This is a genomic window from Pseudoneobacillus rhizolycopersici, from assembly GCF_054786815.1.
Genome location: NZ_JBTOOE010000012.1, coordinates 1 through 26,353 on the forward strand (window position 1 = coordinate 1; position 26,353 = coordinate 26,353).

At 33.5% G+C, this 26,353-nt stretch carries 29 protein-coding genes; 17 read left to right on the forward strand and 12 right to left on the reverse strand.

Going from position 1 to position 26,353, the window contains the following annotated elements:
* From ACX9YW_RS13300 to ACX9YW_RS13310, 3 genes are all read left to right on the forward strand, one after another.
* Positions 1–388, forward strand: a 388-nt coding sequence (locus ACX9YW_RS13300) for a hypothetical protein (RefSeq protein WP_460347122.1), incomplete at its 5' end; no start/stop codon positions are given.
* A gap of 389 nt (positions 389–777) precedes the next feature.
* Positions 778–1,026, forward strand: coding sequence for a 3-ketosteroid-delta-1-dehydrogenase (locus tag ACX9YW_RS13305; RefSeq protein WP_460347124.1), 249 nt, complete (start codon positions 778–780; stop codon positions 1,024–1,026).
* A 192-nt stretch (positions 1,027–1,218) separates the two neighbouring features.
* The gene (locus ACX9YW_RS13310) at positions 1,219–1,359 is read left to right on the forward strand and encodes a hypothetical protein (RefSeq protein ID WP_460347126.1); all 141 of its coding nucleotides are present in this window, start codon (positions 1,219–1,221) and stop codon (positions 1,357–1,359) included.
* A 362-nt stretch (positions 1,360–1,721) separates the two neighbouring features.
* On the opposite strand, the gene ACX9YW_RS13315 is transcribed toward ACX9YW_RS13310, so the two are convergent.
* The gene (locus ACX9YW_RS13315) at positions 1,722–2,534 is read right to left on the reverse strand and encodes a hypothetical protein (protein ID WP_460347128.1); all 813 of its coding nucleotides are present in this window, start codon (positions 2,532–2,534) and stop codon (positions 1,722–1,724) included.
* Between the two features lie 19 nt (positions 2,535–2,553).
* Positions 2,554–3,402 carry a tyrosine-type recombinase/integrase gene (locus ACX9YW_RS13320; protein WP_460347309.1) on the reverse strand — a complete coding sequence of 283 codons (849 nt, stop codon included), beginning with the start codon at positions 3,400–3,402 and terminating at the stop codon, positions 2,554–2,556.
* A 269-nt stretch (positions 3,403–3,671) separates the two neighbouring features.
* Between ACX9YW_RS13320 and ACX9YW_RS13325 the strand changes: the two genes are divergently transcribed.
* A complete protein-coding gene (locus ACX9YW_RS13325) occupies positions 3,672–4,073 on the forward strand; it encodes a hypothetical protein (protein WP_460347130.1) in 402 nt (133 codons plus the stop codon).
* Between the two features lie 136 nt (positions 4,074–4,209).
* Entirely contained in the window at positions 4,210–4,557 is a 348-nt protein-coding gene (locus ACX9YW_RS13330; RefSeq protein ID WP_460347132.1) for a YolD-like family protein, read from the forward strand.
* Positions 4,558–5,035: 478 nt separating this feature from the next.
* On the opposite strand, the gene ACX9YW_RS13335 is transcribed toward ACX9YW_RS13330, so the two are convergent.
* Both ACX9YW_RS13335 and ACX9YW_RS13340 read right to left on the reverse strand, forming a co-directional pair.
* Positions 5,036–5,242 (reverse strand): hypothetical protein, encoded by a 207-nt coding sequence (locus ACX9YW_RS13335; protein WP_460347134.1) that lies wholly within the window; start codon positions 5,240–5,242, stop codon positions 5,036–5,038.
* A 174-nt stretch (positions 5,243–5,416) separates the two neighbouring features.
* A complete protein-coding gene (locus ACX9YW_RS13340) occupies positions 5,417–5,980 on the reverse strand; it encodes a lecithin retinol acyltransferase family protein (protein ID WP_460347136.1) in 564 nt (187 codons plus the stop codon).
* Positions 5,981–6,102: 122 nt separating this feature from the next.
* Between ACX9YW_RS13340 and ACX9YW_RS13345 the strand changes: the two genes are divergently transcribed.
* Both ACX9YW_RS13345 and ACX9YW_RS13350 read left to right on the forward strand, forming a co-directional pair.
* Positions 6,103–6,456: a hypothetical protein gene (locus ACX9YW_RS13345; RefSeq protein WP_460347138.1), complete on the forward strand. Its 354-nt coding sequence runs from the start codon at positions 6,103–6,105 to the stop codon at positions 6,454–6,456.
* Positions 6,457–6,524: 68 nt separating this feature from the next.
* Positions 6,525–7,823: a hypothetical protein gene (locus ACX9YW_RS13350; protein WP_460347140.1), complete on the forward strand. Its 1,299-nt coding sequence runs from the start codon at positions 6,525–6,527 to the stop codon at positions 7,821–7,823.
* 146 nt (positions 7,824–7,969) lie between these two features.
* Here the strand turns inward: ACX9YW_RS13350 and ACX9YW_RS13355 are convergent, their stop codons facing one another.
* Entirely contained in the window at positions 7,970–9,082 is a 1,113-nt protein-coding gene (locus ACX9YW_RS13355) for a hypothetical protein (RefSeq protein WP_460347142.1), read from the reverse strand.
* A gap of 139 nt (positions 9,083–9,221) precedes the next feature.
* Between ACX9YW_RS13355 and ACX9YW_RS13360 the strand changes: the two genes are divergently transcribed.
* From ACX9YW_RS13360 to ACX9YW_RS13375, 4 genes are all read left to right on the forward strand, one after another.
* The gene (locus tag ACX9YW_RS13360; protein ID WP_460347144.1) at positions 9,222–9,557 is read left to right on the forward strand and encodes a helix-turn-helix domain-containing protein; all 336 of its coding nucleotides are present in this window, start codon (positions 9,222–9,224) and stop codon (positions 9,555–9,557) included.
* Positions 9,558–9,679: 122 nt separating this feature from the next.
* Complete coding sequence (locus ACX9YW_RS13365; RefSeq protein ID WP_460347146.1) at positions 9,680–9,985, forward strand: helix-turn-helix domain-containing protein; 306 nt, start codon at positions 9,680–9,682, stop codon at positions 9,983–9,985.
* 490 nt (positions 9,986–10,475) lie between these two features.
* Positions 10,476–13,334 (forward strand): DEAD/DEAH box helicase family protein, encoded by a 2,859-nt coding sequence (locus ACX9YW_RS13370; RefSeq protein WP_460347148.1) that lies wholly within the window; start codon positions 10,476–10,478, stop codon positions 13,332–13,334.
* Positions 13,335–13,345: 11 nt separating this feature from the next.
* Positions 13,346–15,232 carry a DNA methyltransferase gene (locus ACX9YW_RS13375; protein ID WP_460347150.1) on the forward strand — a complete coding sequence of 629 codons (1,887 nt, stop codon included), beginning with the start codon at positions 13,346–13,348 and terminating at the stop codon, positions 15,230–15,232.
* A 601-nt stretch (positions 15,233–15,833) separates the two neighbouring features.
* Here the strand turns inward: ACX9YW_RS13375 and ACX9YW_RS13380 are convergent.
* Positions 15,834–16,103 carry a hypothetical protein gene (locus ACX9YW_RS13380; RefSeq protein WP_460347152.1) on the reverse strand — a complete coding sequence of 90 codons (270 nt, stop codon included), beginning with the start codon at positions 16,101–16,103 and terminating at the stop codon, positions 15,834–15,836.
* Positions 16,104–16,693: 590 nt separating this feature from the next.
* On the opposite strand from ACX9YW_RS13380, the gene ACX9YW_RS13385 reads away from it, so the two are divergent.
* Together ACX9YW_RS13385 and ACX9YW_RS13390 are read left to right on the forward strand one after the other, a co-directional pair.
* A complete protein-coding gene (locus tag ACX9YW_RS13385) occupies positions 16,694–17,119 on the forward strand; it encodes a hypothetical protein (RefSeq protein WP_460347154.1) in 426 nt (141 codons plus the stop codon).
* Between the two features lie 72 nt (positions 17,120–17,191).
* On the forward strand, positions 17,192–17,542 hold the full coding sequence (locus tag ACX9YW_RS13390; RefSeq protein ID WP_460347311.1) for an MOSC domain-containing protein: 351 nt from the start codon (positions 17,192–17,194) through the stop codon (positions 17,540–17,542).
* Positions 17,543–17,780: 238 nt separating this feature from the next.
* Here ACX9YW_RS13390 and ACX9YW_RS13395 read toward each other — a convergent pair whose 3' ends face one another.
* From ACX9YW_RS13395 to ACX9YW_RS13410, 4 genes are all read right to left on the reverse strand, one after another.
* Positions 17,781–18,032: a hypothetical protein gene (locus ACX9YW_RS13395; protein WP_460347156.1), complete on the reverse strand. Its 252-nt coding sequence runs from the start codon at positions 18,030–18,032 to the stop codon at positions 17,781–17,783.
* 171 nt (positions 18,033–18,203) lie between these two features.
* Positions 18,204–18,479 (reverse strand): hypothetical protein, encoded by a 276-nt coding sequence (locus ACX9YW_RS13400; protein ID WP_460347158.1) that lies wholly within the window; start codon positions 18,477–18,479, stop codon positions 18,204–18,206.
* A 187-nt stretch (positions 18,480–18,666) separates the two neighbouring features.
* Positions 18,667–18,969 carry a hypothetical protein gene (locus tag ACX9YW_RS13405; protein ID WP_460347160.1) on the reverse strand — a complete coding sequence of 101 codons (303 nt, stop codon included), beginning with the start codon at positions 18,967–18,969 and terminating at the stop codon, positions 18,667–18,669.
* A gap of 1,465 nt (positions 18,970–20,434) precedes the next feature.
* Positions 20,435–20,566 carry a hypothetical protein gene (locus ACX9YW_RS13410; RefSeq protein WP_460347162.1) on the reverse strand — a complete coding sequence of 44 codons (132 nt, stop codon included), beginning with the start codon at positions 20,564–20,566 and terminating at the stop codon, positions 20,435–20,437.
* Positions 20,567–20,761: 195 nt separating this feature from the next.
* Here ACX9YW_RS13410 and ACX9YW_RS13415 point away from each other — a divergent pair, with 195 nt between their 5' ends.
* A complete protein-coding gene (locus tag ACX9YW_RS13415; protein ID WP_460347164.1) occupies positions 20,762–20,896 on the forward strand; it encodes a hypothetical protein in 135 nt (44 codons plus the stop codon).
* A gap of 227 nt (positions 20,897–21,123) precedes the next feature.
* Here ACX9YW_RS13415 and ACX9YW_RS13420 read toward each other — a convergent pair whose 3' ends face one another.
* Together ACX9YW_RS13420 and ACX9YW_RS13425 are read right to left on the reverse strand one after the other, a co-directional pair.
* Entirely contained in the window at positions 21,124–21,837 is a 714-nt protein-coding gene (locus tag ACX9YW_RS13420; RefSeq protein ID WP_460347166.1) for a RipA family octameric membrane protein, read from the reverse strand.
* Between the two features lie 27 nt (positions 21,838–21,864).
* Positions 21,865–22,281, reverse strand: coding sequence for a TIR domain-containing protein (locus ACX9YW_RS13425; protein WP_460347168.1), 417 nt, complete (start codon positions 22,279–22,281; stop codon positions 21,865–21,867).
* A gap of 1,350 nt (positions 22,282–23,631) precedes the next feature.
* Here ACX9YW_RS13425 and ACX9YW_RS13430 point away from each other — a divergent pair.
* From ACX9YW_RS13430 to ACX9YW_RS13440, 3 genes are all read left to right on the forward strand, one after another.
* Positions 23,632–24,780, forward strand: coding sequence for a ComEC/Rec2 family competence protein (locus ACX9YW_RS13430; protein ID WP_460347170.1), 1,149 nt, complete (start codon positions 23,632–23,634; stop codon positions 24,778–24,780).
* Positions 24,781–24,786: 6 nt separating this feature from the next.
* Positions 24,787–24,990 (forward strand): DUF3006 domain-containing protein, encoded by a 204-nt coding sequence (locus tag ACX9YW_RS13435; protein WP_460347172.1) that lies wholly within the window; start codon positions 24,787–24,789, stop codon positions 24,988–24,990.
* A gap of 84 nt (positions 24,991–25,074) precedes the next feature.
* Entirely contained in the window at positions 25,075–25,986 is a 912-nt protein-coding gene (locus ACX9YW_RS13440; RefSeq protein ID WP_460347174.1) for an endonuclease domain-containing protein, read from the forward strand.
* Positions 25,987–26,353: the final 367 nt, after the last annotated feature.

Consider the following 26,353-nt stretch of genomic DNA (forward strand, 5'->3'; position numbering starts at 1 on the left):
TAAGAGTGTTCAAAATAAATTAGCAAAAAGTGTTCAGAACTACTTGACGGTTACAACAAATAATGACATTAAGGAATTAAAGCTAATGAGAGCTTATTTTAAAGCCTATAAAAATAGGCAAGCAGCAGCACTTTATTATAAGACTATTGGAACTTCATTTCTTAGTTTAGTAATATTTAGTGTTCAAGCGATAATGCAAGGGAAAATTACCGACCAAAATATTTTAGAGCTATTTCATCCCATTAACTCGTGGGGTCTTATATTTTCTATAGTTATGATTTCATTATACTATTTCCTTTTACCTCATAGAGGAGAGAATAGACTTAATTTGGTTATTAATATACTTGATGAGTGTATAGATGAAAAAGTGCATAAAAGTAAAAAATAATTGATAAAAGTGTCTGGTACTGCAAAAGGTAAATCGTCGCCCTTCCCCACCTTAGCCGAAACGTTGAGTGGCGACAAAATAAATAGCCATTGCTGCCGACTTAAGAGAAAACTGCCAAGGGACAAAGGGAAGGTCCATCGTCCGATTGATTTAGTAATCCCTAGTAATATATAGTGTGTATGGACAGAACCTGGCCCATGTTCAGGGACAAGGAATATAATTATTTAGGAGTCTTTTTTCCTTTGCTTTAGTAAATTATACACAAAAATGTACATACACCAACGAAAAAATGTTAAAAATTTACAAAAATAAATTGATAGACATAAATGCCCACCCTGTATGATTTTCCATGCAGTTTTTAAGCGAATTGCTTTATTTGAGGTGATACTGTGGAAGAAAGAAGAAGTATTAAAGTTAATGGTTATGGGGATAAGTATGGTGACTTATACGATATCACAAGATCAGGCAGGATTATAATAAAAAGAAATAACCGGGTACGTCATAGAAATGGTGATGAATATGGATATGCTAATGTCCATCTGACTAAAAATGGTGAAAGAATGCTTTTTAAGACTTTTGAAATATGGAAAGCAACATTTCATGATGCAGATTTAAATGAATATAAGGGTCAAAAGTGAAACTCATGTTGAACTGATAACCAATTGTATAAACCATCTTTTGGTGATTAAAGTGGAAATGATTACTGACATAAGAACAAGCTGCTTCGGCAGCTTTTTATTTTCAGATAGAATTCAAAACCTTGTAACAATTAAAAACAAAAACTAATGAATTAATAGTTAAAATAGACTTGAGTAGAGAGGAGGCACTTTATGGAAGTCTATAAAACAAAAGAGGGTTTTGTGCTCGGTGTTGAAGGTGGAAATATTAATAATCTAAAAAGTGAGCCAGAAGCGGTTCTATTAGTAGATCGTCCAGTTCCAACTAAATGGTGGACCGTCTCAACAGTTTAAGATAAGACACTAGTTAAAGATGAAGAATGGTTCGTAGATTTTGAATGTAGAAGCTTTTCGTGAGATGGGAAGGATGTATTTATTCTTCAGTTTAGTTATCATAGAGAATTCCCCGGATATTGTAGGGGAAATGCAGAGTTCTTTGTATCAGATGATTATGCAAAGCAAAAAATAAATGAACTCAGGAAATTAAAAAAAATCACAGAATATTCATGGGATAAAAATAAGGGCACTTGGGAGGAAGTTCAATATAAGAAATATTACAGAAGTGCCAAATAAAAAAGTGTCTGATAGTTCAGTAATAAAAAAAAATGACGCTCAGGTACAATTAAATATACTCTGAGCGATAATGATATTTATCATTATCTATTGTTACTTTCTGAAAGAATTAAGAAAATCAAATCTGTCTTTACTCCAAATCCTATTCCTATTTGAATGGCTACTGATGATAATTTAAAACAAGTTTTTCGGCATAATAAATTATTGGATTCTACTCTTCTTAACTGTTTACGATAAACTCTAACTAAGTCTTTGTAAATTGTGTGGTGGGCTTTCTTTCCAATAACAGCGTGATCTTTTAATTTCTCATTAAAACCTAATAAACCCTCAATAATACCATTGTACCTATTGTCAATAACCTCGTGTGGACTTGGTAATACATATATGTGATGTATAACTGGAGTTTCTCCTGTTTCAGTAAGTGTTTTGTGTTGCTTTTCTAACATCTTATTTAAATCCCTAATTACCCCACCTTCTTGTCCAACTCTCTTCTTCCACTCTCTATGATTCTCCTTCCATATGTTGTCTTGGGGGGAAAGTAATTCAATAGGAGCATTTTCTTTATCAATAATCCAAGATGGTTTTGTAAATTTTAACTCGATTATGGTTTCGGGAAAATATACAATATCATCCTTTTTAATACCCCTTCCACCTTTTCTTTTTCCATACAAAATACTGACATCATGTTTTTTGTGTTCATGGCTTACATGGATTTCCTTACCATTAAGGTTTTGAGGATTATTGTTCCTAACATAATCACTAATTTCCCAGGTTAAGAGGTTTCGAATAAGTTTTTCGTCTTTTCTGGTTAGCAAATGTTCTGCAAGATACTTGTTTTCATTTAAGTTTTTTGCATTTTTTATTATCTTTATTAATTCGAGTTGAGTAAGTTTCAAATTAATCCCCCTATTGGTATTATAATTTGTTTATTATTTCTAGTAAGTCTTTTTTACTTGGGTTGGTATAAAGCAAGGTTGTATGGATATTGCTATGGCCCGCAAGATTGGCAACTTCGTGAACGCTAAAGCCATTTGAAATTGCATAGCTGCAAAAGAAATGTCGTAGATCGTGAGGGGTGATTTCCTTCTTAAGCAAAGTGGAATACTCCTTAAAAAGCTTATTAACGACAGTCCGATTTAACGCAGTCCCCCGGTTGCTGACAAAAAGATATTCACTGTCAAGGTGTTTCCTCTCCTTAAGCCATTCCTTCAATGAGGTAATTACTTTATCGTTTAAGAAAACTGTCCTTGTTTTATTGCCTTTACCCACGATGATCAGTTCCTTAGATGTAAGATTAAAGTCATTCATTTTGATGTTTAGAGCTTCACTAATTCGTAATCCTGTGTATGCCATGAGTGTGATAAGAGCATGGTTTCGTTTACTTTTTTCATTATCGAGTAATAGCTGACGGAATTTCTCAACATCTTTCAATTCTACCTTGGCAAGGGAGGCATACTGGTTTTGGATTTTGACGTTATCTTTCTTTGAAACCACTAGGTCGTTTTGTATGCCTTTATCTATTAGGTATTCATTAAACATTATTAGAGAACTGATTTTTGCATTAACGGTGCTAGGTTTCGCTTGTTTTATAGTTCTTAGGTAAGAAACGTAATCCTTCACATTTTCTCTATGTAGTTTAACAAAGTTTGTACCTTTTGACTCATCAATCCATCTCATGAATCCCTTAATATGTAACAGGTAACTATGAATAGTGTTTTCACTCTTTTCCGCTTTGTTTAGGTATTGTTCAAACTGTTCAGTCAATACCTGTTGTTTTTCCATTTGTTCTAAAATTTGAAGATCCTCTTGTAATTGCTCTATCATGTTGTCACTCTCCTAAATTATGTTGCAATTTATTTCCTGTGATTCTCGTAAGTTATGTTACATATTTGACTAGTATTCTATCAATCATCATGCAAAAATGCAACATAAATGAAATTATGTAGCAAAATTCCTAGGTCGTCAGTATAAAACTTAATTATTCAACCCATACAGTTAGTGTGCAAATTATTCTTATGAATTGGGGTTGTGTAATGTTAATTGAGGCAAAGGTGAAAAAGGGTTTGGTAGACGATTTGGAAGTTGGACGAATAATAAGTGTAATATTTTTCCCAACTTTAGGTGATGTATATTTCAGACAAAGTACGCAACTCCTCTGGGAAGAAGGCTATAAAGCGTTCGAACTTTTTTCTTTTGAGAAAATAACGTTTCAATTTGAAGCCGAGGACGAAGTAAAAATACTTAAAGAAGTAGCTAACTCAAAAACCAAGATACTATACGGCTGTATTGTTGACCCACCAATAAATGGGGCATATTATGTCACTTTTCATAAAGATTCAGAAATTATTCACGAATTGGCTAGAGTCACCATAGAATCACGCAAAAATATGTTATTAGAAATACAAAATAAGCGTTTGTATGATCGTCATGGGTGATTCTTCATTCGCTACATGATGTTATAGGCAGTACTGTTTTGTCTTATTTTTAGTCACTCTCATGTTTGAGGGTGATTTTTTATTTGGAATTGGATATAATAAGAACGTGTGTTCCTAACTTAGGAGGTGTGTAATTATGGCAATTCGAGATCGAGGTAAAATTAAATGGGGTTCTGCTTTCTTTATGCCTGAACATGTGAAAATGCTCAAAGAAATGAGATCAGATTATCATAAGCAGCAAAAACCGATTCTCGATACTTATCAGGTAGAGGAAATTGAAAATAAGATTCATGAGGCTATGGAGTTTGCTATCAGTGTAGCTATCACGGTATGGCATGATGGCTTTTTTACCAAGTACGAAGGAATGATTAATCGGTTAGATGGAATCGGTAGGTATATCTATTTAGCAATAACAGATGGTGGAGGTTCTTTGGAAAGAATAAGGTTCGAGGATATTGTGTCAATTGAACTCAAAGGGATGTAACATTTTACATTCCTGTTACGATCTTTGTAAAATTACGAACTTGACTGTAACAATACTCGCTTTTTGTTAGCTCAAAGCGTTCCCAATTAAATTGATTGGACCCGGGGGTAGGCCCATTAAAGGGTACTTTGGCTAATATACCCACCCCCGCCTCACATTATTAGAAACTTTCCTCTTAGTTTCAATTAGAATTTTTCACTAAGACGAGAATCATAGTCATTTTTGGGATTTTTAGGTTAGAAATTTAATGTATAACCCCTGTATTAAAAATTCAACGATTAGATAGCGTTAAGGAACTAAGGAACTAAGGAACTAAGGAAAACAGGTTAGTGGAAGAAATAACAATTAGGTCTGACCGGGGAAAAAGGGGGAGAAATAAAAAAAAGACACCGAAGTGTCTTATGTACTTTCAAATCAAGCTCACCGATAAACTGGAATTTATACTTCAATCTTATCGGAACTTGCATTGTAGTTGGGTTTATCTTCTATGGTGCTGATATGTGCAGTCTCTTACCCACCATTTTTTTTTCAAAGAGCAATAATCTTCGTAAGCATTATCAACATCTCCATACTCACGAACTACTTCTTTGTGATCATCAGGATTGTCTGATTGAACGTCAATGTATGAAACAGTCCAATAATCATTCTCATCGTAAGTTCCTGCAGGCGTTTTAGTATGTATCATCTAAATTCCCTCCTGAAAAATTTATTATTGTAATTCGAGTTTTTTCATTCTAACCGTATTATATCAAAGGGTTTCATTAGTGAATACATTGGAAAGAGAAAAATTCTAATTTGTCTGTCAATTTGCCTGTATAATATCATATGTTTGTGAGATATATATATTAGCTGGGCAATTTTAGAATCGGGGGAGTTTGTTAACAAAACGTTCCAGTTTATCAGCAAATTTTGCTAACGGTTCAGCAATAATTATTTCTGAAGCTTTTTCAATTATACCCATATCATCGTTTTTAAAGTTTATTTGCCTTGATGTTTTTCTCCCTCTGGCACACCAGTTTGCAAAGTGCTCGCAGTTGTTATCAAATAAATTATAGCCTCCAAAATCAGAGCCAACTTTTGACAAAGCCCTCTCAACAATTTCATCACGTTTATATGTAAGTGGGGTTGCTAAATCCACTTCAAGGTCACCGCCTTTTAGGAATTTATCTAATGATGTATGTTGAATCAAGTTAGACTTAGAGAAAGCTTTTTCTCCAGTAAAATGAACTACAGTACCATCCCCAATATCAATTCCGAAATGTCTAAATGACAGTGGACCGTCTGTTATTTGTTGTAGCACTGAAAAACTTTGCATTCCAGGAATATTATGACTAGGACTTCCAAATACCTTCATTAGTTCTTCCTGATCGGATTTAACGAAGTCTCTCCAAGACCTAATAACATAAATAATATCGCCTTTCACTTTATCCACATCCTTTTTAATACATAATAATATTACTATTCTATTAATCTATAAAAACCCCTCCTAATATTTTGGATATTCCATGGTAAAATTGAACTATTAGTAAGATTGGGGGATTCTTAATGAAGATTACTTTGGAAATGAGTATAGGTGCGTATGAAATCGCTAAGAAAGTACATTCGGGACAACTGACTAGAACTGAAGGAAAAGTGAAAATTAATAGAGTTACAGGAATGAGTGAAGGTTCTGCTCATGATTTTATAACGATTTTTCTCTCAATGATGAATGGGCAGGAATATAAAAGAGCATTCAATAATGATGCCAATAAATTTTTACTTGAAAGTATAAGAAAAGATTTCGGTGATGTTTACTTTCAAAAAGCTTTAAAGGCAGTGCAAGGACATATCGATTATTACTCAACACTTGGCAAGGGAAATCTATCGGGCTTACAAACCATTGTCAACCAAATGAAGTAATGCTTAGAGGAATGTGTTTCTTAGTATCGAAAGTAGAATAACCAAAAATGTATCAGGGGATGAAACCCATGGTTAGACCACTAGGGATGGATTTAACAGGAAGACGGTTTGGAAAGTTGGTTGTGTTATCGGCTCATCAGGTACCAATTGGGAAAGACCGCTATCGTACCAGGTGGATATGCTTGTGTGACTGTGGAAAAGAAAAGATTATTGATGGCTCAGCATTGTTAGCAGGAAAAACACAAACATGCAACGGCTGTTTTAGAGATTTGGTGTCTATTGGACAACAATTTGGAGAATTAACTGTCCTAGAAAATGTAATAGTTGCTGAGAAAAAGGGTAACCGCTCGATGTGGAGATGCAGATGTGAGTGTGGGAATGAAATTACTGTAAGGGGTACTACTCTGTTAAAAGATAAAAAGAACTGCGGTAAATGCCTAAAGAGTCAAGATTTAACGAACAGAAAGTTTGGGAAATTGATAGTTCTAAATCCTAATGCGAAAAATGGATTTTGGGACTGTGTATGCGATTGTGGGGCATTAACTACAGTTCATTATCACAATCTACTTCGAGGGATTACCCAAAGTTGTGGTTGCCTTTCTAGGGAAATCCTAGTGGCACGAAACAAAAGAAATGCTACACACAATATGAGAAACACCCGACTATATCATATATGGGACACAATGAAAGCACGTTGCTACCGATCTTATAGCAAGGATTTCAAAAATTACGGAGCAAGGGGAATTAGCATTTGTGAGGAATGGAAAAGTAAGTTTGAATTATTTTATGAGTGGGCAATGGAAAATGGATATGCTGAACACCTAACAATTGACCGAATAGATGTGAATGGAAATTATGAGCCATCTAACTGTAGATGGTTAACTGTAAAGGAGCAGGCAAACAATAAAAGAGTAAACCGCTACATTACTATTAAAGGGGAAACGAAGACAATAGCAGAGTGGTCAGATAAATCAGGCATCAGCCAAAAAGCCCTTCGGTATCGCATTGAGTCTGGATGGAGCGAAGATGACTTACTTGTCCCAGTAGGGGTACAGAAAATTTACATCACTATAGGGGATGAAACTAAATGCATTAACGAGTGGGCAAGGGAGAAAGGCGTTTCAGAATATATGATAGGAAGTCGTTATAAAGCAGGGATTCGAGGAGAGGCGCTGTTTGAGAATAAACGTAAAGACATTTTTGTGGAAATTGAAGGAGTGACCAAATCCCTATCAAAATGGGGAAAAGAGAACGGAATTAAACGGAGTACCATATGGAGACGGTATAGGAATGGGATTAGGGGTAAAGAACTCATTGCCTCTCCAATGGGGAAAAAGAATACCGACCAGTTATCGTTTGATCTGTAAACATCCCTTTTAAATGTTTAACTCTTAGATTTAGATGCAAAAGCGAAGGTTACAAGCCTTCGCTTTTGGTATTTCATAACTCTAAGCAAATTATTTTTCCACTTAGTTTTGGATGGTTTACCTTTTGCAGTGTTCCCTTTATTAAACTAAGATTTTTTCGAATTATTTCCTCTTTTGTATTTGGAAAAATGAATGTCACCGTATCGATATTGCCTTGTATAGTGTTTCTCACACAAATTTTTCTTGCTAGTTATATTATTGCAACCATCAACCAAGCAAGTAAGCACCTTCTCTTCTTTACTTAATCGCCTCCCAGGTGTATTATTCTTTTCTTTAGTCCTATATAGGGTTGTTAAAGGCACACCTGTTATTCTACTAATTTCCTTAACTTCAATTAAATCAGTATTATATAATTCCAATGCAATATTCTTAACTTTTTCATAGTAGGCTAGCTTTTCTTGTAAATACATTGATCGAAAGTATTTTCTGTCTAAATAAACTGTTGAGTCTTTATACATCTCGTCAATTAGCCTATTAGCATTTTTACCATAAAACCATATGCAGTATGCTCTTCCTTCTCTCCCCCAATTCGGTTCGGTTAGCTTGTAATAATCCACTATGTAATCTAAAAAATCCTTCGTACCTACTAGTTCAATACCCATTTTTTCTCTTTTTATATGACCATCACCGTCAAAGTAACCTCTAACAAAATGGTTAATCAAATTCTTAGGCAGATGCTTTGGAAATTGTAATGCTAGGGATTTCCTTGGTGTACAGCCCCAATTAATTAAGTCTTGGCACATTTTCTTTGAATGGATGTTTAGGACACATTGATGCCTAATAGCTCCACCAGTAAATTTTTCTTCATACACCACAGGGCTTGTTGTTTGAGTAAATTCTTTAAACTTGTACAAATGTTTTATATCTTGAACATGGAGCCTTAAGGAGACAGTGTACCCCTTTTGTTGATAATTATCTTTGCTCTCAGCAGTTCGTACATTCCCATCCGCATACAAAAAGCCTAACCAGTATGCCTTCTCTTCATTATCGATTACTTCAAATACATCATAGTTAGCAGTGTATTTATTTGAAGTGTTATAACCTTTTTCGTGATAATAATTGTATGTATCCCTGGTGCTCATTTTTAATAACTTTGAGGCTTCATTAGCATTTATACCTTGCTTTGCCAGTTCATCCATCTTTTTTTGTTTTTCTAGCGTTTTGGGAGTTACCTTTTTCTTTATATCTTCTCTTGGCAAAATACAATCACCTCACTTAATGTAAAATAATATTTCAGTAACTTTAATCATTTTAATGATTATTATACTATCAAATAATCATTAATGTATGTTCAAGTGTGAAGGAATGTAGGTTTTACTACCCTTAAGGGGTGGTCAAATGGACAATCTAGTTAAAATTGTTGGCGAGCAAATCCGCATAATTCGAAAGAATAAAGAGTTAAGCCAGGAAGAGTTGGCTGAGATATCGGGTTTACATAATACACATATAGGCAAAATTGAACGAGGCGAAATGAATCTCACCCTTGAGAGTTTGGTAAAAGTTACTAAGGCTCTAGGGGTTTCCTTAGAAGAATTTTTTAGTCTAATCGATCCAAAGTTAAACGTAGACAATGAAGTATTGCTTAAGTTAATAGAGTTGATTAAAAGTAGGAGCTTAAAGGAACAATCGAAAATTTTAGAAATATTGAGTAATATAACTGAGATGGTGGATTAAGTAAAACGAAGCGAAAAATGTAAGAAAAGGGGTGGTTGTAAACTATCCCTTTATTTTAATTATTCTCGTTTTCGTTGGAAAAGTTGAAAAATTTGTACTCCTAAATTAGAAAATAAAGAGGGATGACCCAAGAAAAATTAGCAGAAGTAACAGGTTTACAGAATACTTATATCGGTGGTATTGAGCTTGGGGAACGTAACATATCATTGGAGACATTTGAAAAGGTCGCAAAGGGACTTAATATTGAAGCCAGGTCATTATTGGACTTCCAACATATTGAAATAGAAGAAGATATGACACTTTCAATAAAAGGTTTACTAGATGTCCATAAAAGACTACTGGAAACACGAAGTGAAGATGAGGTAATATTAGTGCATCAAACTGTAAAAAATATATTAAACTTGTTGGACGGAAAAAGGAACAAATAATTGGTAACGCTATGCTAAAATAATGCAGAGCGTTTTTTTTTTGTTTATGATTTCCTTGAAAATGATTTCGTGTTGATATGCTAGCTGTATATACCTTCGTGTTAATTGATATTAAATAGAACTTCTTGGTTAGTAGGAAAAAATTACCTGATAACATTTACTTTTAACAGGTAGGGTATTATTTTAGGCTGACTTGTAAAGAGTTGTAGAAAAAGAATAAAAACCCTTATATAAATGAAGAGGTTAAGCCAAGAGGAAATAGCCCATTTCTTCTCTTAGTACAACTTACTATGGGCAAGTTGAACATGAGAAAACAGATTATTCATGAATTACTTAACAATGTTAAACGGTTTTATTGATTTCTTAAAATTGTTGGGATAGTACGCATTAAGTAAATTTTAATATATAATATTAGGGTCGCTGTTTTCTACTATTTGATGTTAACAAAATAATTAAAGTTTATTTCTTTTAAAAAAAAGTGGGTGTAATAATGTTTTATAAAATGATTAATAAGAAGAGTGAAATGTGGTTTAATTCAAATGATTGTACCGTAAAAGAAGTAATTAATTACATTATCGAACAAGGAAAGTTACGGGATGCTCAAATTGAAGCAATAAAAACATATCTCTTTTTAAAAATTGCTTGTGATAACAAACCTTTATGGGAGTTATTTTGTGAAGGCTATTTTAATAGTGATATTAATCTCGACAAACTACCTATACCATTGTCTACCAGAGAAGTGTTAATGGAAAATAAAGCTGCAATGGCTCTTTATGAATACTCAATAACAAAAAAGGAAAACGGTGAACAACTTTCAAAGTCCTTGGAAATGGAAATTACCAATAATCCAACTTCAATTGACTATACTGATGTATTTCAAAAATTCTTCTATGGAAAATCATATACAGACTATATATTTAGTTTACCAATGGGGGCGGGGAAAACATTTTTAATGTCTGCATTTATCTATTTGGATCTTTATTTCGCGATTAACGAGCCCGAAAATAGATCATTTGCACATAATTTCATAATTTTTGCTCCGTCGGGTTTAAAATCTTCTGTAGTACCGAGTCTTAAGACAATTAAGAACTTCAATCCAACATGGATATTACCAGAACCGTCTGCTAGCAGAATAAAAAGATTGGTGAAATTCGAGGTACTAGACCAACAAAAAACTGCTTCAAAGTCCACTACCACGAAGAATCCGAATGTATCAAAAGTTAATAATTATCAGCCATTTAACGAATTGCTTGGGTTAGTTTTAGTGACAAATGCTGAAAAGGTTATTCTTGATAGAATTGAATTATCAGAGGGACAGATAAACCTTTTTGAGGATAGTGAAGATGAAAAAGATAGGCAGGCAAATGAGCTCAGAAACTTAATAGGAAAAATACCCAACCTTGCAATTTTCTTAGATGAGGTGCATCATGCTGCAAATGATGACATCAAATTAAGAAGGGTAATTACAAAATGGACTGAAGGTAAAACGATTAATTCAATAATTGGTTTTACAGGGACACCATATCTTTCAAAAGTTGAAGTAGTTGATGTTAAAGCAAACCTAGGATTAAAAAATGGGCAACTATCTAATGTGGTTTATTATTATCATTTAATTAATGGTATTAATAATTTTTTAAAACAACCAGTAGTGAAAGTTTCTCATACTAAAGATAGTTTAAAAATTATTGAACAAGGTCTGAGGGATTTCCTTGATAGATATAAGGATAAAAAATACAGTAACGGGACAACAGCAAAGCTTGCAATTTACTGTGGTAAAATACCTACCCTAGAAGAAGTAGTACAACCAAAAGTGATGGAAATAGTTAATGAATATGGTCTTAATCCTGATGAAGTTATATTAAAATATCATAAAGGGAATAAGGAGTATAAAATTTCAAAAGAAGCAGAATTAGAATATTTATCTCTTGACACTCCTCTAAGTAAGAAAAGGATAATCTTATTAGTGCAGATTGGCAAGGAGGGTTGGGATTGTAAAAGCCTTACAGGTGTTATACTATCACAAAAAGGCGATTCCCCAACAAATATGGTTTTACAAACTTCATGTCGATGTCTAAGACAAGTAGATAAAGGTTCAAATGAAACAGCCCTTATCTGGTTAAATGAATATAATTCTAAGATATTAATTAAACAATTAGAGGATGAACAAGATATTACATTAGAGGAATTTACTAGCGGTCGAGAAGGCAACAAAACATTAATTAATAGGTATTCTAGAATTGAACACTTAAAGTTACCACCCGTTGATTTTTATCAGTTAAAGGTTCAATATAATTCCCTGATTGTTGAAAAACCTCGGCTACTAAATAATTTTACTGACGTGCTTTCTCTTGGTGAAAAACAAGCAATAGTAACCAAAACACAAGATTTTAATATGGAGATAATTGAAACCGACATTACAACTGAGTATGGAGATTCAATTGCTAATTTGAATACATGGTTGTTGCAAATTACTAAAGAAAGTTTTGGATTTGTTCCAATGAAGCAGTTAAAGAAATATGAGTTAACTTTAAAGACTATTTTTGATGAAATTACTTATATAAAGGGTGGAGAAAGGTATTTTAACGATGTCTATAATCAATCCTTAATTCGGGAAAATATTCGTAAAGAATTTTATGAAAAACGCTCTTTCCTAATTAATGAGGAGTTGATTCCTAATAATGCTTCCCTTTTGAAGGTGGATAATTTTATTACACCTTTTCAAACTGAAGAGCCTTTAAAGTTTTATCCTAATCAAGATGTGGTTAATAAAATTATCGAGGCCGATAAAGGTATAACCCTTGTAGATGAAGACACAAATAATGCTATTAAAGCCCTTGAAAATATAGGGGAATTTGCTGCAGCTAATGCTCTTAGAAATAAAAAAGGAGCTCCTAATTATAAAGATAAAACATTTCATTACATTCCATACAAAATGGATAGTACTTTTGAGAAATATTTCATAAATCAGGTCCTGAACCTTAGATTATTTAATGAAAAACAACTTGAAATTTATTATAACGGGGATAGGGCTCTTACTGAATTTAAAATCAAGTGTTATAAAAACAGTAATGGTAGTTGGAAGTATATAGGTAAGTACACTCCTGACTTTTTAATAGTTAATCGAGATGAAGAGAAAATTATTAAGTTATTAATGATTGAAACAAAGGGATCAGGCTATTCAAATGATAAAGATTTTCTTTGCAAAAAAGAGTTTGTCGAAAATAAATTTTTAGAAATGAACAATATTGAATTTGGTTATAACCGTTTTGATTATCTTTATTTGGAAGATAGCTTAAGTGAATCAAACAGAATTGAAGCAGTAATTAACGCTATAAATAAATTTTTTTAGGGGGAGTATAGATGGCAATAAGATATGTTCCTTATTTTCCAGAAACTATAGAAGGACAAGCTATTTTAGATGAATTTATCCGAACTAGACGCTTTTTAAAATATAGAGATAACGAAAAGGTTGTTGAGAAAGTTAAAAGGGGTATGCCTCTATATGAACTTGAAAAGGTCGAGGTAATAGGAGACGGTGACAACAGCAAAAACATGGTGATTCGAGGCGAATGTGTATCTGCCTGTGCATATCTTAAAGATCAAGGGATAGAAGTTGACCTCGTTTATATTGATCCACCTTTTGCAAGTGGAGCAGATTATGCAAAAAAAGTGTATATTCGTAATAATCCTGAAGTTGCTAAAGCTATAGAAAAGGCTGAGGATGAACTTGAATTTGAAGATTTAAAAGTATTTGAAGAAAAGATGTATGGAGATGTATGGCAAAAGGAAGCGTATTTAAATTGGATGTACGAAAACTTAATGGCAATTAAGAGTATTATGAGTGAAAGAGCAACTATTTATGTCCATCTTGATTGGCATATTGGCCACTATGTTAAAATATTGCTTGATGAGATATTTGGTGAAAAGAATCTAATAAACGAAATCATTTGGAGTTACTTTGGTTTTAAAAGGAAGACATCCAAAAAATTCCCACAGAAACATGATGTAATATATTCTTATTCGAAATCAGCAGAATATGTTTGGAACACTCAATACAAACCTCATAGTGAGGACTATAAAAAAAGATTTAAGAAAGATAAAGATGGAAGACTTTATAGAGACGATGTAAACCCTACTGCAGGCGGGACAAGAATTATTTATTTAGACGAGATTCCTGGGGATATTGTTGATTCCGTGTGGAATGATATACCTCCTGTAAACCCGGTAGCGGCTGAAAGGCAGGATTATTCGACCCAAAAGCCTGAGGCATTACTAGAACGTATTATAAAAGCTAGTACAAATGAAAATATGATTGTTGCAGACTTCTTTGGCGGTAGTGGTGTTACTGCGGCAACATCAAAAAAACTTAACCGAAGTTTCATTCATGCAGATATTGGAATAAATAGTATTCAAACGACACGCGACAGATTAGCTTTGAATAAAGCTAGTTTTAATGTTTATGAGATAAAAGACGGTGTTTCTCTATATCGTAATCCAGCCCAAACAATGGATAAATTAAAAAGCTTAATACGAGGATTAAAAAACGAGGACAAACTTGATAAGTTCTGGGGGGGAGCAATACAATCAACAAAGGACGGGCTGATACCTGTGTATATTCCCAATCTGTTAGACAGTTCTTCTAAGTTACTTGATGAGTATTTAATGAATCAAATTATTAATGAAGCCATACCTGATTTACCCAATAATATACAAAAAATAATCGTATATTACATTGATATAACTGATAGAAAAGAAATTGAAAAATTTATTAATGACTATAATGATACTGGTAGGGAAATTGAACTACATGATCTAAAAGAAATTCTTGATGATGTAATAGTAAATGATTACGTTGAATATGACCTGATTGACCATCTACAAGAAGATTCAAAGGAATTTATTGTTAAGTTTACAAAATTCATAAGCGAAAGAATAGAAAGGAAAATAGATGAGTACAATCAAAAGGGGAAACTAAATGCAACAAAGAACAAGAAGTTTATTCCTATTACAATAAGTGATAACGGTTTAGAGCTTATTGAATATATTAGTTTAGATTGTAGGAATTCTAAAGGTGTTTGGTGTTCGGATTATGAATTAAAAATCACTAAAACTGGTTTAGTAATAAGAAATGGTGTGCAAACAAAGGATTTTTGGGACGGTACGATTCAATTTCATGAAGCTCCTAAAAGGATTAAAATAAGAAACATTTGTGGGGACGAAACTATCCTATCGATTGAGCAAGACTAACACCTTTTATATCAGACATTTTAACCAATTGCAAAAAAATGGTTATTTTTATTTTCATTATGGAAAACAACCTTAATAATTTGGTAATATTTATATCTACGGCAAAGCCCTAACCATTGGTTAAGGCTTTTTTGTTAGGTCTCTTATTATTAACCAAGGTCATATTTATAACATTTATCACATTATTAAAGTAAAACTTTGGAAAAGCTCTTAATGGTCACATCGTGGTCACGAAATAAAAAATATCGGAGGATATCGAAGGATACTAAAGGAAAATAAAAAAAACGAAAACCTAGTAATACCAAGGGTTTTCGGATGTTATGGGATAATAGAGGATATAAACTTCCTACCTTGACAGGGAAGGGGTCGGGGGTTCAAGTCCCTCACAGGTCATACGGTTGAGAAACCCCAATTCATTGGTAGACCAAGGGATTGGGGTCTCTTGGTATTCTAAAAATTTTTTGCAACTATTCAATACTACTTAGGAATTGCACAATTATTGCACAGATATATTTTTCTATGTTCTTCAGAATACTGTCCTCAAACTTCTTTGCACAGTTTCTTTGCATTTGTATGTTGAAATGTGTATATGTATCCAGAGTTACTTGGACACGTGAATGACCAAGTCTCTCTTGAACAACTTTTGGATTTTGCCCATTTCTATCAGAAAGGTTGTATGAAGATGGCGCAAATCATGGTAAGTAATTTTTGGAAGGTTAGCTTCTTCCATCAATTTGTAGAATTGGCGTAATAAATTTCGTGGATCGATTGGTTTTACATCTTCTGTACAATTAATAAGTCCAAAATCATTATACGATGGACTTAATAGGGCTATTTGTTTCTTTTGCCACAACAAGCGTTCATTTAACATTTGAAGAACATATTCCGAAACAGCTATTACCCGTTTTGAACTCTCAGATTTTTAATCTTTAAAGATGATTCCATTTGTTTTAGTACGAGTTAAACTATGCAGAATATGAATAGTGCCATGTTCCAAATCTATATCAATTCATTTTAAGCCCAGATTTTTCCTCGGCGCATTCCTGTAAAAATAGTTGGAATATACTTGCTTCCCTTATTTCTTGCTGAAACCTAAGACATAAATTTTTTAGTTTGTTCTTCAGTTCAAAGATCCTTATGTTTTGAATTCTTTACAATAGGAGGAAAGTCATCAACCACAGGGTTGACATATTGAGGATTCATATCCCTGGGGGATTATAAGGGATTATAAGATTTTACCCGGCAAAAACTGATGGTTTAGAAGGCACTTTCCCACACCAGAATTACAACGGAAAAGGAAGAAAGGAAGCACCTTGGACTACAGGAAACCTTTGCTTAGACACCAGCTACAATAATTTAAGACACTTGGGATTGGACACAGAGCCGTTTAATTCGGAACAACGGTTATTATGGCATTTTGAAAGAGCGATAAATTGGCTAATGGATGCGAACGAGGGGAACTTGATTAAACCCGGAGATAAATTTGAACTACCAGACTTTAATAAAAGCTTAAACACAATTGCCTTTTGTGAAAGTCCAGAAACCTTCTTGCAATGGCAGGATAGCAAAAAGACTTATGAGCTCGCTGAATTAGTATTTTTAAACAAAGAAGACCCCTTTATTATGGTTCCAAAAAAGTTTGCAACAGTTACCGGAGAAGTAATTTATGAACCAGCTTGGGGTGCGGGCAAATGTGGCAACGTATCTGAGTTAGATAGTGTTTTAGCGTGTTGGGTACTATTAAAAGGTGTGCCAATCATTTCCTCTTGGCAAGCGTCAATGACTGAATACTCCGGGAAATTTATGATTAGGAAGAGTTCTCCATTATTTGGCGATTTTTTCATTTTTAAAGTTAGATATGGATTGGAGATGGTTAGTTTCAGTTAGGGGTTAAACATTTAGAATATTAACGAATTTGTAGGGATAGTTAAGGATATCCGTCGGTACCCTGTAAAATCAATTTTAGGAGAGTCTTTATCATCAACTTCAAGTGACAAGAGAGGTCTCTTTGGAGACCGTCTGTGGGCAATAAAAAAGATGAATCGAAAGTTTAGTAGTGGTAAAACAACACGTCGTTTTCAACAAATCGAAGGTTTATTTAAATATAAAGCAAGATGTGAGGGGACTACTCCAATTCTAACTATGCCTAATGGAACAGATTATCGAGGTGACGATGATACCATCTATGAGGCATTGACTAGGTTGCTCGGATTTCAAGTAACTTTGACAAGAGAAGATTCAATATCTCATTTTGATGAGGGACCAATTAGTATAATTACCACCTCTTCATTATGTATGTTGAGTCAGTAGTTAGGAGAGCCAGTGGAACCTCGGCGTTTTCGAGCAAATTTTTTTATTGATACAGTATCAACGGGTTACCTCGAAAAAGATTGGGTGGACAGACGAATCAAAGTCGGACCCAAAATTATCCTAAAGTTATTGGTCCGCTTGAAAGGTGTATTAAGGAATAAGTTCTATTTAAAACGAATGAACAAAAACCAAAAAGAATAAGACGAGATTCGTAAGATACGAATCTCGCCTATTCTATTTAGTCCTCATATTGGTAATAATTTAAATCACTTAGTTTCCAAATGGCTACATGTGGAACAACTCTAACCCCATCTCTGTGTCGGATTGTAATTCCTGATAGAAGTCCAATCCGAATTTCTCCATTCAAATTATTAATTTCAGGAATTTCCTTTTCAATTAATAACTCTAATTCTTGGGTTTGGATGGGCCGATTTTCTCGTTTTAGAATCATGGGCAACACATTAATGATTTTTTCTGTAGTTGTCAACATACTTACATCACTCCCGTTATTTATTATTTGAACTTTTCCCTTACGAGTTTACTAAATCACTCAGCGTGATGATTTCTTGAACCAGTAGATGGTACTGATTTAGTTTCTCTTTACTTAGTGACATCATGTTTTGCTTAATAGCTGTTTTTCCTCTACTATTTTTAGAAACTGTTAGATTTCTTTTGTTAGAAGATCTACCTTGTCTTCGATATATTCAAAATATAGGACATCGTTAAATTTCGATAAGGTCACATGTGGGATAGGAATTTGATTTGACTGGTGTTTACGAACAATTCCCTGAATGATTCCTGTTCGTTCTTTGCCATCGTCTACATAGCCTGTTACTTCCTTAGCGATTAAGGCACTTAGTTGTTTGGTGGATAACGGGTGTTCTTCCCTCTTTAGAATTTGAGGAATAACTTCCCTTGCCTTTTCTGTGGTTGTCATCCCATGTTGGAACCTTTCTTTAAACGTTTTATAGGTTGTATTCGAGGTATATGTCTTTGAAAGTAGAGTTAGAACTCTAAATTTCAATTTTTATAGAAGGGCAAGTTTTGAAAATTTTTTCTAAAAACTTGCCGGTTATTGAGTTTTAATTAGTTAGATTAGATATTCTTAGCATTGTAATGTTTTCCTAAAAATTTCTTCTATGTTTTGTCTTTTTCAAATATCTAGCTCTCACAAGCCTATGTAATTCATCAGCGCTTTTACTTTTTAATAATGTTACTACATAATCTCGGTCGACCTTACTATCTTTAATTGAGTAACCGGCGTCATTTACCGCCCTAAGAGCTTTATCTATGCTGTTACATATTGCATATTCTTTAATGATGAACTTATCAAGGGTGTTTGGAACATAAGATTCCACAAGATCAATGTACATTTGAATTCTTATTATCTCTGCTTTTGCCTTCTCAACGGTATTAAAAGTTGCCATTTAACTTCCTCCTTTTATGGAGATAGTTCTACACAACCTTCATAGTTCCTTCCGAAAATATTGTGACAAAAAAGTAAATCAGGATTCAATTAGTTTATTAATATGGGTAGGGGTGATTCATAATTCTATTTGAGTCTTATATCAAAATTGTCATATTTCTGACGTAAATATGTTAAAGTTTAAGTAGGAGCTTACTGTTTATACCTATATTTGGAAAGTGTTCGGGGGTTTAAAGTGCTAACAAAATATCGAATATTAACAACTATTTTAGTTCTGAATATTACCAAAGATTATGTATAAACCTAACTATTTATAAATTATTGGCACTGTTAAAAATGGATGCTGAGTTTATGGCATTGAAAAATAGGCGGAAAGCTTCTTACTAAATCAGGAAATTCAAATATTTCCCTTTAAATAAGCGGAACATTTCTTGTTAATCTATACATTTCCGTGATTATAAGGCTTTTCAGGTTATTTAAACGGAAAATCTCTGCCTGTTTTATCTCCTAACCAATACTTTTAAAAATAAACGGAATTCCTCCGATTAAGTGAGCATACCTGCCGAAAATCAACAATGAACAGTAACATAGCCAAATTATTATTAAAAGTTAGGAGTAAGAATAATGACAAATATCTCACGTGATGAGGCTATATATTATTCTTAAATAATTCCTAACCGTCAGCCGATGGGTAAAGGAAACCATTCTATACCTTCTTAAGGATAGGGAATCAACGGAATATAAAAAGTTTATTGAAATATACAAAGGAATAAAAAGCATTCTTTCGGAAAGAGAATGCCTTGTTTTAGACCAGCTTTATGGAGTAAATCAAGAAAGTGTCCGAATGCATACTATTGCTGTGGAGTTCAATATAAAAGCGGAACGTGTGAGTCAAATTAAACTAAGGCAGAATTTCGTTTAGCAGAAGAGATTACTAGAAGGGTTAATATAAAAACGGGTAACTTTAATGCAATTAACATTGATTTTTTAAGGATTTATACAAGATTTATTTTTATGATTTGTAAATAAAAAGTCTTGTTTTTTACAAAAACCTAATCCATTATCATCATTTATTTATCGCTAATTAATCCGATTTCAATATCATTAGGATTGATGACAGTTTTGAAAAGTTAAGAATATATAAACCTTATAGAAAAAGGAATGTGTTTAGCATGTTATTGGGAACAATCTGAATTTGACAAATCTGGGGTGAGTTTTAAAGAACTTTATGATTAAAAAAATGTGGAATTGTCAATATACCCAAAAGAGCCAAAAGACCAATTCCTTAAAGATAAACTCTTCTCAATAAAAAGACCATTAGATAAAGGGATGAATGCACTGTGCAGACTCATCTCGAACGTGCCGAAAAGAAAATTGAATTAAGCAAACATGAGAGCCTTTTTCTAGTTTCGTGAAAAAGGCTCAATTATTGTCATACAAATGATAGTAGTAATTTAATTAGTAAATTAATTATCAGTATTAGCTTCGATGTTACTTGTGTGGATTCTTATCCATTCATTTTCTGATTTAATGCTATCTAATTTATTATCGATAGACTCTAACAATTTTATTATCTTTTCGGCTTGTTCTTCGTTCATGATATACACCTCCTTTTATTACAATATTCGGCAAAAATATAGGTAATTCCCCCCATTTGTCGAATCTCTTTGTTATGAAGGGGAAGGGAAATTCTAGTAAAAAGTATTCTCCCTAGCTATGTTATTAAATCCCACATAGGAATTCCTTGTAATAATATAGGGTAGTCCTTAACTTTATCTTTGAGGAGGATATAAATGTTAGTTTTTGATGGTGGGGGAGTAGTATATGACATAGGTAACATCGCTGACTGGTTACCGGCAATTGGAACCATTTCTGCTGTAATTACGGTGTTATACTTAACTAAGAGGGAAACTGCTTACGGCCAGTGAAATTTACCATCCTTGACATATTTTTTACCACAGTGTGTCAAAAGTGTACCAATGAATGACAGCCTGTTTACCACTTCGTACCATCTGGTTTGATGAACAAAGGAAAAAATCGTCGTATTTGGGATCAATAATGTTAAGCCATATTGGAAGCAACAATTTTTGAGTAAAAAGCCTTATTACATGATAAACAAAAGAGCTAGATACCTACAAAGATACCTAGTTCTTTGCTACTGCTTACTATTTTCGGGTAAAGTATGGTTGGGTGTAATGGCTTTCTTTTTTTCTGGTAGTTCACGGTACTCCTTAGTGAAGCCAATCTTCTCAAGAATAGTCTTAGGCTCAGTAGTTTTCTTAGAAATATCATTAGAACTGAACATTAATATAATTGCCAACATAACATAAATAACAGAAAATATTTTAGGTATCCAGTTCTCAACACGAGTTAGCGGTCGGTATTTTTTAGGATCTTTTCCTTCTCCTAGAATAACCCACTCAGCTGCATATGGTTTAATAGGCAAGTAATTCTCCAATTCATTAACTACTTGATATTTACCTGAGTTAAGTTGTCCATATGATTTCACCATACGCCACCAAGCAAAACAAAGTGTTAATTCAGCAATAAGAGAAGGAAGGAGCCAAGTCAATGAAACTTCTAATTTAGAAATTAATGCTGTTAGCACGGTCACTAGCATCGTATTTACTGTTAGAAAGAATGTGTTAGCAAGCATCCTTCTTGAACTAACTCTATCGGCCATCTCAACATAAAGCTTGTACTGTTCAAAACAATGGATGCTATAGTCTCCCCCATATGTTTCTTTACTAACTGACAATAAATCCACTTTGTCTTCTACTTGTGTTTGCACGGATTGAGCTTGTCCAATTGCTGGATGCGCCTGATTACCTGGTGAATCAGTTTGAATTTCAATATTTCCTTGTGTCATATGATTGTTTCCTTATTTACAATTTATTTATAGTGAATGTTCTCGTATTGCTGCGATTATTGAACTTGTGTTCCACTTAACCATTTCAATTGCAACATTTTGTACCTCAGTAGGAACTTTTTCTTGTCCCCAGGGAACAATACCGATAATAGGCTTATTATACTTTTTTGCAATTTCAATTTCTTCTTGAATCCATTTTCGGTGATTAACATACATTCCTGAAACAACAAGCACACAGTTTACTGGTTGGATTTGTCTATCTAATGCATCACGAAGGTCTTTATCAGTTTTTACTCCTAGTGGGTCATGTTCCGGTACTGAATAATTGCGCCATTTGAAATTATTTGCTTCATTTAGCAAATTCACCAGACGATAATACTCCGAGTTTTGCTCCTTTCTCCAAACATGGCTTATAAATATGTCACGAGTCTTAAGTTCTGGCATCTAATCTTCCTCCTAGTCTATTTTTCATAATTATCATATCATATTAAATTCATATAAATTAACAGTATTTCCTTATTTTTGTTAATTTATTATTTTTTTCAAAAGAATATATACAAAACGGAGGAACTGTAGAAAATCTAAATATCGAACTAAAAAAAAGAGTGGTGGGATTTTAAGCAAAGTAAGGGGGAAGAAGAATTTATCAAGGATGTAACAGCTATGGCAAATACACAGGGAGGGATGGATATATAATTATAGGACTAGATGGAAAAACTGAACTGGTGACTTCTTTAATTTACCTTTTCCACAAGGTAATTATGACGATTCTTCTAGGATAGTTGGTTTAGTATATAAAAAGGTTGTTGAGCCAATGGATGTTGGGTTCTATCAAGAAGAAGTTGAAGGGAAGAATATTGTAATTGTTCATATCCCGAAAAAATAAACCACATCTAATTAAATCTTTTAATGGAAGAGATCATTTTATTCCTGTACGTAAAGGTACTAGTATAAATGCAGCGACAAAATATGATATAGATTTAATGTACAGTGAAAGAGATAAAATAGTGGTTCCACCCATAGGTTAGGAATTCATCTATCTCAGAATACAACTTTTACATAAATTCCAGCGGTTGGGGAAAAAAGAAATAGAACTTTAGGGGTTAGTGGTCATATATTAAATACAGGTCAAAACATAAACATGGTCAAGGATGCAAAATTAGTTTTAATTGAAGCTCAAAGTGAAATATATATGTTTAAACACAATAGCTTTTACAATAAGCCAGACGGTCGTTGGTATCGTTTAGCATATGATGAATATTAAGATACCACCTAATGAAATATTAAAAAGTGAATATGGGGTTTAAATATGAAGGAGTAGAAGAATACTCTGAATTTATGAATAGGGATTTATCAAATACAACAGGGTTTCTTGAGTTAACTGATGTAAGTGGATCAAAAGCTCATGTTGCTATACAAAGACTTTATGATGTGTCAAGGTAGTAGTTTATCTCCATATTTGGACCTCTTTACAGTTCCTTGTGATTCATTTACCCCTAACTTGACTATAACAGATTCATAACAGATAGATTGTGAAGCTTACGTGAATATACTGATACTATCACTATCTACATGTTTCAAATATGCTTAAGTTAATTTACCTTTCAATATAATAGGTATTTTGTTGATTTATCTTTATTAATAAAATTGGAGCTTTACAGTTATTTCAAACTTTGAACGAACTTTAAGTTTATGTAGCCGTGAATATACTTTGGACCTTAACATCTCTATTATACTTGTACTTTATATGATATTATTTCCTTATTAAGTAAATTTTAGGGGAGATTTGGTTATATGAGAAAGATTCATGGTATCTTGATCTTAATTTTATTATTTGCGGTTTTTCCTACCCAGTCAATTGCACATAATGGGGCTAGAGATGAATTAGGAGGTCATTTTAGAACCTCTGATTGCATGTATCTTTTACATTCACCTACTGCACTAGCAAGAACAGCAGCAAATATAGACGAACTTATTGCTTTGATTAAGATCCACAATTCTAATAAAAAATGTGGGGCTACTTTAACTGCCGATAAAATAGATTTGGAGGGATATAAATTTCCAAGTCCACCAAATTCAGAGGATCAGCCAAACACTGACCCACCAAAATCAGATGAACCACCAAAAACTGATTCACCAAAATCAGATGACAAGGTTCAAGTTCAGCCAACCAAAGGCTTGAACATCCATTATATTAATATCGGCCAGGGTGATTCAATCTATATAAAAACTCCAGCTGGTGATGATATTTTAATAGATGGTGGAAGTAAAGCAAGTGGTTCTAAGGTAGTAGCTTACCTCAAAAAACAAAAAGTCGATGACATTGAGGTTTTAATATCAACTCATCCTGATGCTGACCACATAGGTGGACTAGATGAAGTATTGGCTGCTTTTAAGGTCAAAAATGTGTATGCCCCGAAAGTACAACATACTACACAAGCTTTTAAAGATTTCTTGACTGCCGTGAAAAATCAAAAATTAACAATCAAGACAGCCAAACTTGATGTACCTTTACCACTAAATGATAAGAGTATCCAGGCGAAGTTTATTGGGCCAGTTAAGGATTACAATAAAACTGACTTAAATAATTGGAGTGCCGTTCTACAATTAACCTACAATAAGAATAAATTCTTATTTATGGGAGATGCCGAGACTCAAGCTGAAAAGGATATGTTAGCAAAAAAATTAATATCCAAAGTAGATGTTCTTAAAGTGGGTCATCATGGAGCAAAGGAAACAACGACTAGTGAATTTTTAAAAGTAGCAAAACCTACCTATTCCATTATTTCAGTCGGTGCAAAAAATTCTTACAAGCATCCTACAAATGAAGTTCTTACTCGATTAAATACTATTAAGTCAAAGGTTTATAGAACAGATCAAAAAGGAACGATTATTGTTACTAGTGATGGAGAAAAGATTACTATTTCTACAGAAAAGAAGTGATGAAGAATGAAAGGTATTATTGATCGGTTCGAAGGAGACTTGGCAGTAGTCGAAATAGATGGTCAAACGAAGGATTTACCAAGAGAAATTCTCCCATCTGACGCTCAAGTGGGAGATGTCCTAGAAATTACGATAACTTTGCTTAAGGAAGAGACCAAAAAGTTAAAAAGTGAAATTGACCAACTAATGCAAGATGTTTGGGAAGATTAGCACTACAATGCAAAAGGATGAATAATTATTTTGATTCATCTTTTGCCTGTATTGGTTATTCCTTTGTAATATTTGAGGTGATATATGGATAATCAAGCAACTGAACTAGAAGTAATTATGAGGGAAGCTCTTCTAGAAAGCGGTTTTTTCTTTGATGAACAGGTATATGTAAGAAAAGAACAAAAACATTTTCAGTTTGATTTCGTTGTTTACGGGGATTATTGCCGAGTGGTGGTTGAATGTGACGGCCCGCACCATTACCAACAAGAACAATGGTATAGAGATTCGCTTCGAGATGTATGGACAATAACAAACGGTTATCAAGCTGTGTTACGTTTTAACCGCAACCAACTCCGAAACGGAATCAACACCTGTATCCAAGAAATATCTCAAACTATTACAAAACTTGACCAAGCTTTATCTCATGATCAAAAAAGAAAAGAACTAATTGAACAGGAAAAGAGGAAAATTAGGAATAGAAAAAACTCAGTCTTTTTTATTGGAGAACGTGAAAAGAATCCTTTTACGAATAACAGAGTAGAAATTCCTAAGAAAAGTCCAGAAGCAATTCGACAGAAAGAAAAGTTTCGAATGCTGGATGAGAACCCAACACTTTATTGGTTGGAGGAAAGAATTCGAGTAAATTTAATTAAGATGAATTTAAGAAGTAAACTTCAACCAGAACAACACCGTGAAACGAAGAAGAAGCTTGTGATTTCCGAAGAGAAGCTTGAAAGAATGATAAAAAACATAACAACACATGAAATGGAAATATTGTTAAGAATGCTAGAGGGAGCAAGTAAAGATGGGTATTATATCTATCACGGCAGTATCGAATCAATTCATAATTTATTTTCCATAGGAGTTATTGAGAATAATCCAATCTATCGAAGTATTAGACGGGAAATAAGCGTAAGAGTTCTTCCTAATGCTCCTCTACTAAGGGATTATGTGAAAAAAATAATTCAAAAAATTTTAAGCAGGAAACAATTTTGAAAAATCCAGATAGTAAATACCAAAAGTGTAGCGTAAACGGTTGTATAGCTAAAATTCCAAGTCAAAAGGTAATAGAATGGAATGGTCGTTGTCCTCGACATAAAGATAAACATTAAAATATAATTGTAGTGCATGAACAACGATGGTTATTGGAAGAACATTAAATTAGCGCCGCTTTTGAAATCGCGAGTCAGGTACCTCCCGTGGACAAATTACCTGAATTTGTCCACGGGCGGAGGACAGAAAGGACCGTCTTTGTTCCAAAGAAAAAATGCCTATCAAATGTATCACGTAGCATTACCTAATTTTGCTGCTCATAGCGGAAAGAAAATCTCCTACTCCTTATTGCCAATTACAAACCGCGAGA

Excerpts from the sequence above, each read along its gene's own strand:
- ACX9YW_RS13400 (WP_460347158.1), bottom strand. The coding sequence starts at position 18,479 with ATGACAACCACAGAAAAGGCAAGGGAAGTTATTCCTCAAATTCTAAAG.
- ACX9YW_RS13335 (WP_460347134.1), bottom strand. The coding sequence starts at position 5,242 with ATGATACATACTAAAACGCCTGCAGGAACTTACGATGAGAATGATTAT.
- ACX9YW_RS13330 (WP_460347132.1), top strand. The coding sequence starts at position 4,210 with ATGGCAATTCGAGATCGAGGTAAAATTAAATGGGGTTCTGCTTTCTTT.
- ACX9YW_RS13405 (WP_460347160.1), bottom strand. The coding sequence starts at position 18,969 with ATGGCAACTTTTAATACCGTTGAGAAGGCAAAAGCAGAGATAATAAGA.
- ACX9YW_RS13345 (WP_460347138.1), top strand. The coding sequence starts at position 6,103 with ATGAAGATTACTTTGGAAATGAGTATAGGTGCGTATGAAATCGCTAAG.
- ACX9YW_RS13310 (WP_460347126.1), top strand. The coding sequence starts at position 1,219 with ATGGAAGTCTATAAAACAAAAGAGGGTTTTGTGCTCGGTGTTGAAGGT.
- ACX9YW_RS13420 (WP_460347166.1), bottom strand. The coding sequence starts at position 21,837 with ATGACACAAGGAAATATTGAAATTCAAACTGATTCACCAGGTAATCAG.
- ACX9YW_RS13325 (WP_460347130.1), top strand. The coding sequence starts at position 3,672 with ATGTTAATTGAGGCAAAGGTGAAAAAGGGTTTGGTAGACGATTTGGAA.
- ACX9YW_RS13410 (WP_460347162.1), bottom strand. The coding sequence starts at position 20,566 with ATGAACGAAGAACAAGCCGAAAAGATAATAAAATTGTTAGAGTCTATC.
- ACX9YW_RS13360 (WP_460347144.1), top strand. The coding sequence starts at position 9,222 with ATGGACAATCTAGTTAAAATTGTTGGCGAGCAAATCCGCATAATTCGA.
- ACX9YW_RS13425 (WP_460347168.1), bottom strand. The coding sequence starts at position 22,281 with ATGCCAGAACTTAAGACTCGTGACATATTTATAAGCCATGTTTGGAGA.
- ACX9YW_RS13350 (WP_460347140.1), top strand. The coding sequence starts at position 6,525 with ATGGTTAGACCACTAGGGATGGATTTAACAGGAAGACGGTTTGGAAAG.
- ACX9YW_RS13375 (WP_460347150.1), top strand. The coding sequence starts at position 13,346 with ATGGCAATAAGATATGTTCCTTATTTTCCAGAAACTATAGAAGGACAA.
- ACX9YW_RS13415 (WP_460347164.1), top strand. The coding sequence starts at position 20,762 with ATGTTAGTTTTTGATGGTGGGGGAGTAGTATATGACATAGGTAACATC.
- ACX9YW_RS13395 (WP_460347156.1), bottom strand. The coding sequence starts at position 18,032 with ATGTTGACAACTACAGAAAAAATCATTAATGTGTTGCCCATGATTCTA.
- ACX9YW_RS13380 (WP_460347152.1), bottom strand. The coding sequence starts at position 16,103 with ATGTTAAATGAACGCTTGTTGTGGCAAAAGAAACAAATAGCCCTATTA.
- ACX9YW_RS13440 (WP_460347174.1), top strand. The coding sequence starts at position 25,075 with ATGGATAATCAAGCAACTGAACTAGAAGTAATTATGAGGGAAGCTCTT.
- ACX9YW_RS13370 (WP_460347148.1), top strand. The coding sequence starts at position 10,476 with ATGTTTTATAAAATGATTAATAAGAAGAGTGAAATGTGGTTTAATTCA.
- ACX9YW_RS13435 (WP_460347172.1), top strand. The coding sequence starts at position 24,787 with ATGAAAGGTATTATTGATCGGTTCGAAGGAGACTTGGCAGTAGTCGAA.
- ACX9YW_RS13365 (WP_460347146.1), top strand. The coding sequence starts at position 9,680 with ATGACCCAAGAAAAATTAGCAGAAGTAACAGGTTTACAGAATACTTAT.
- ACX9YW_RS13430 (WP_460347170.1), top strand. The coding sequence starts at position 23,632 with ATGAGAAAGATTCATGGTATCTTGATCTTAATTTTATTATTTGCGGTT.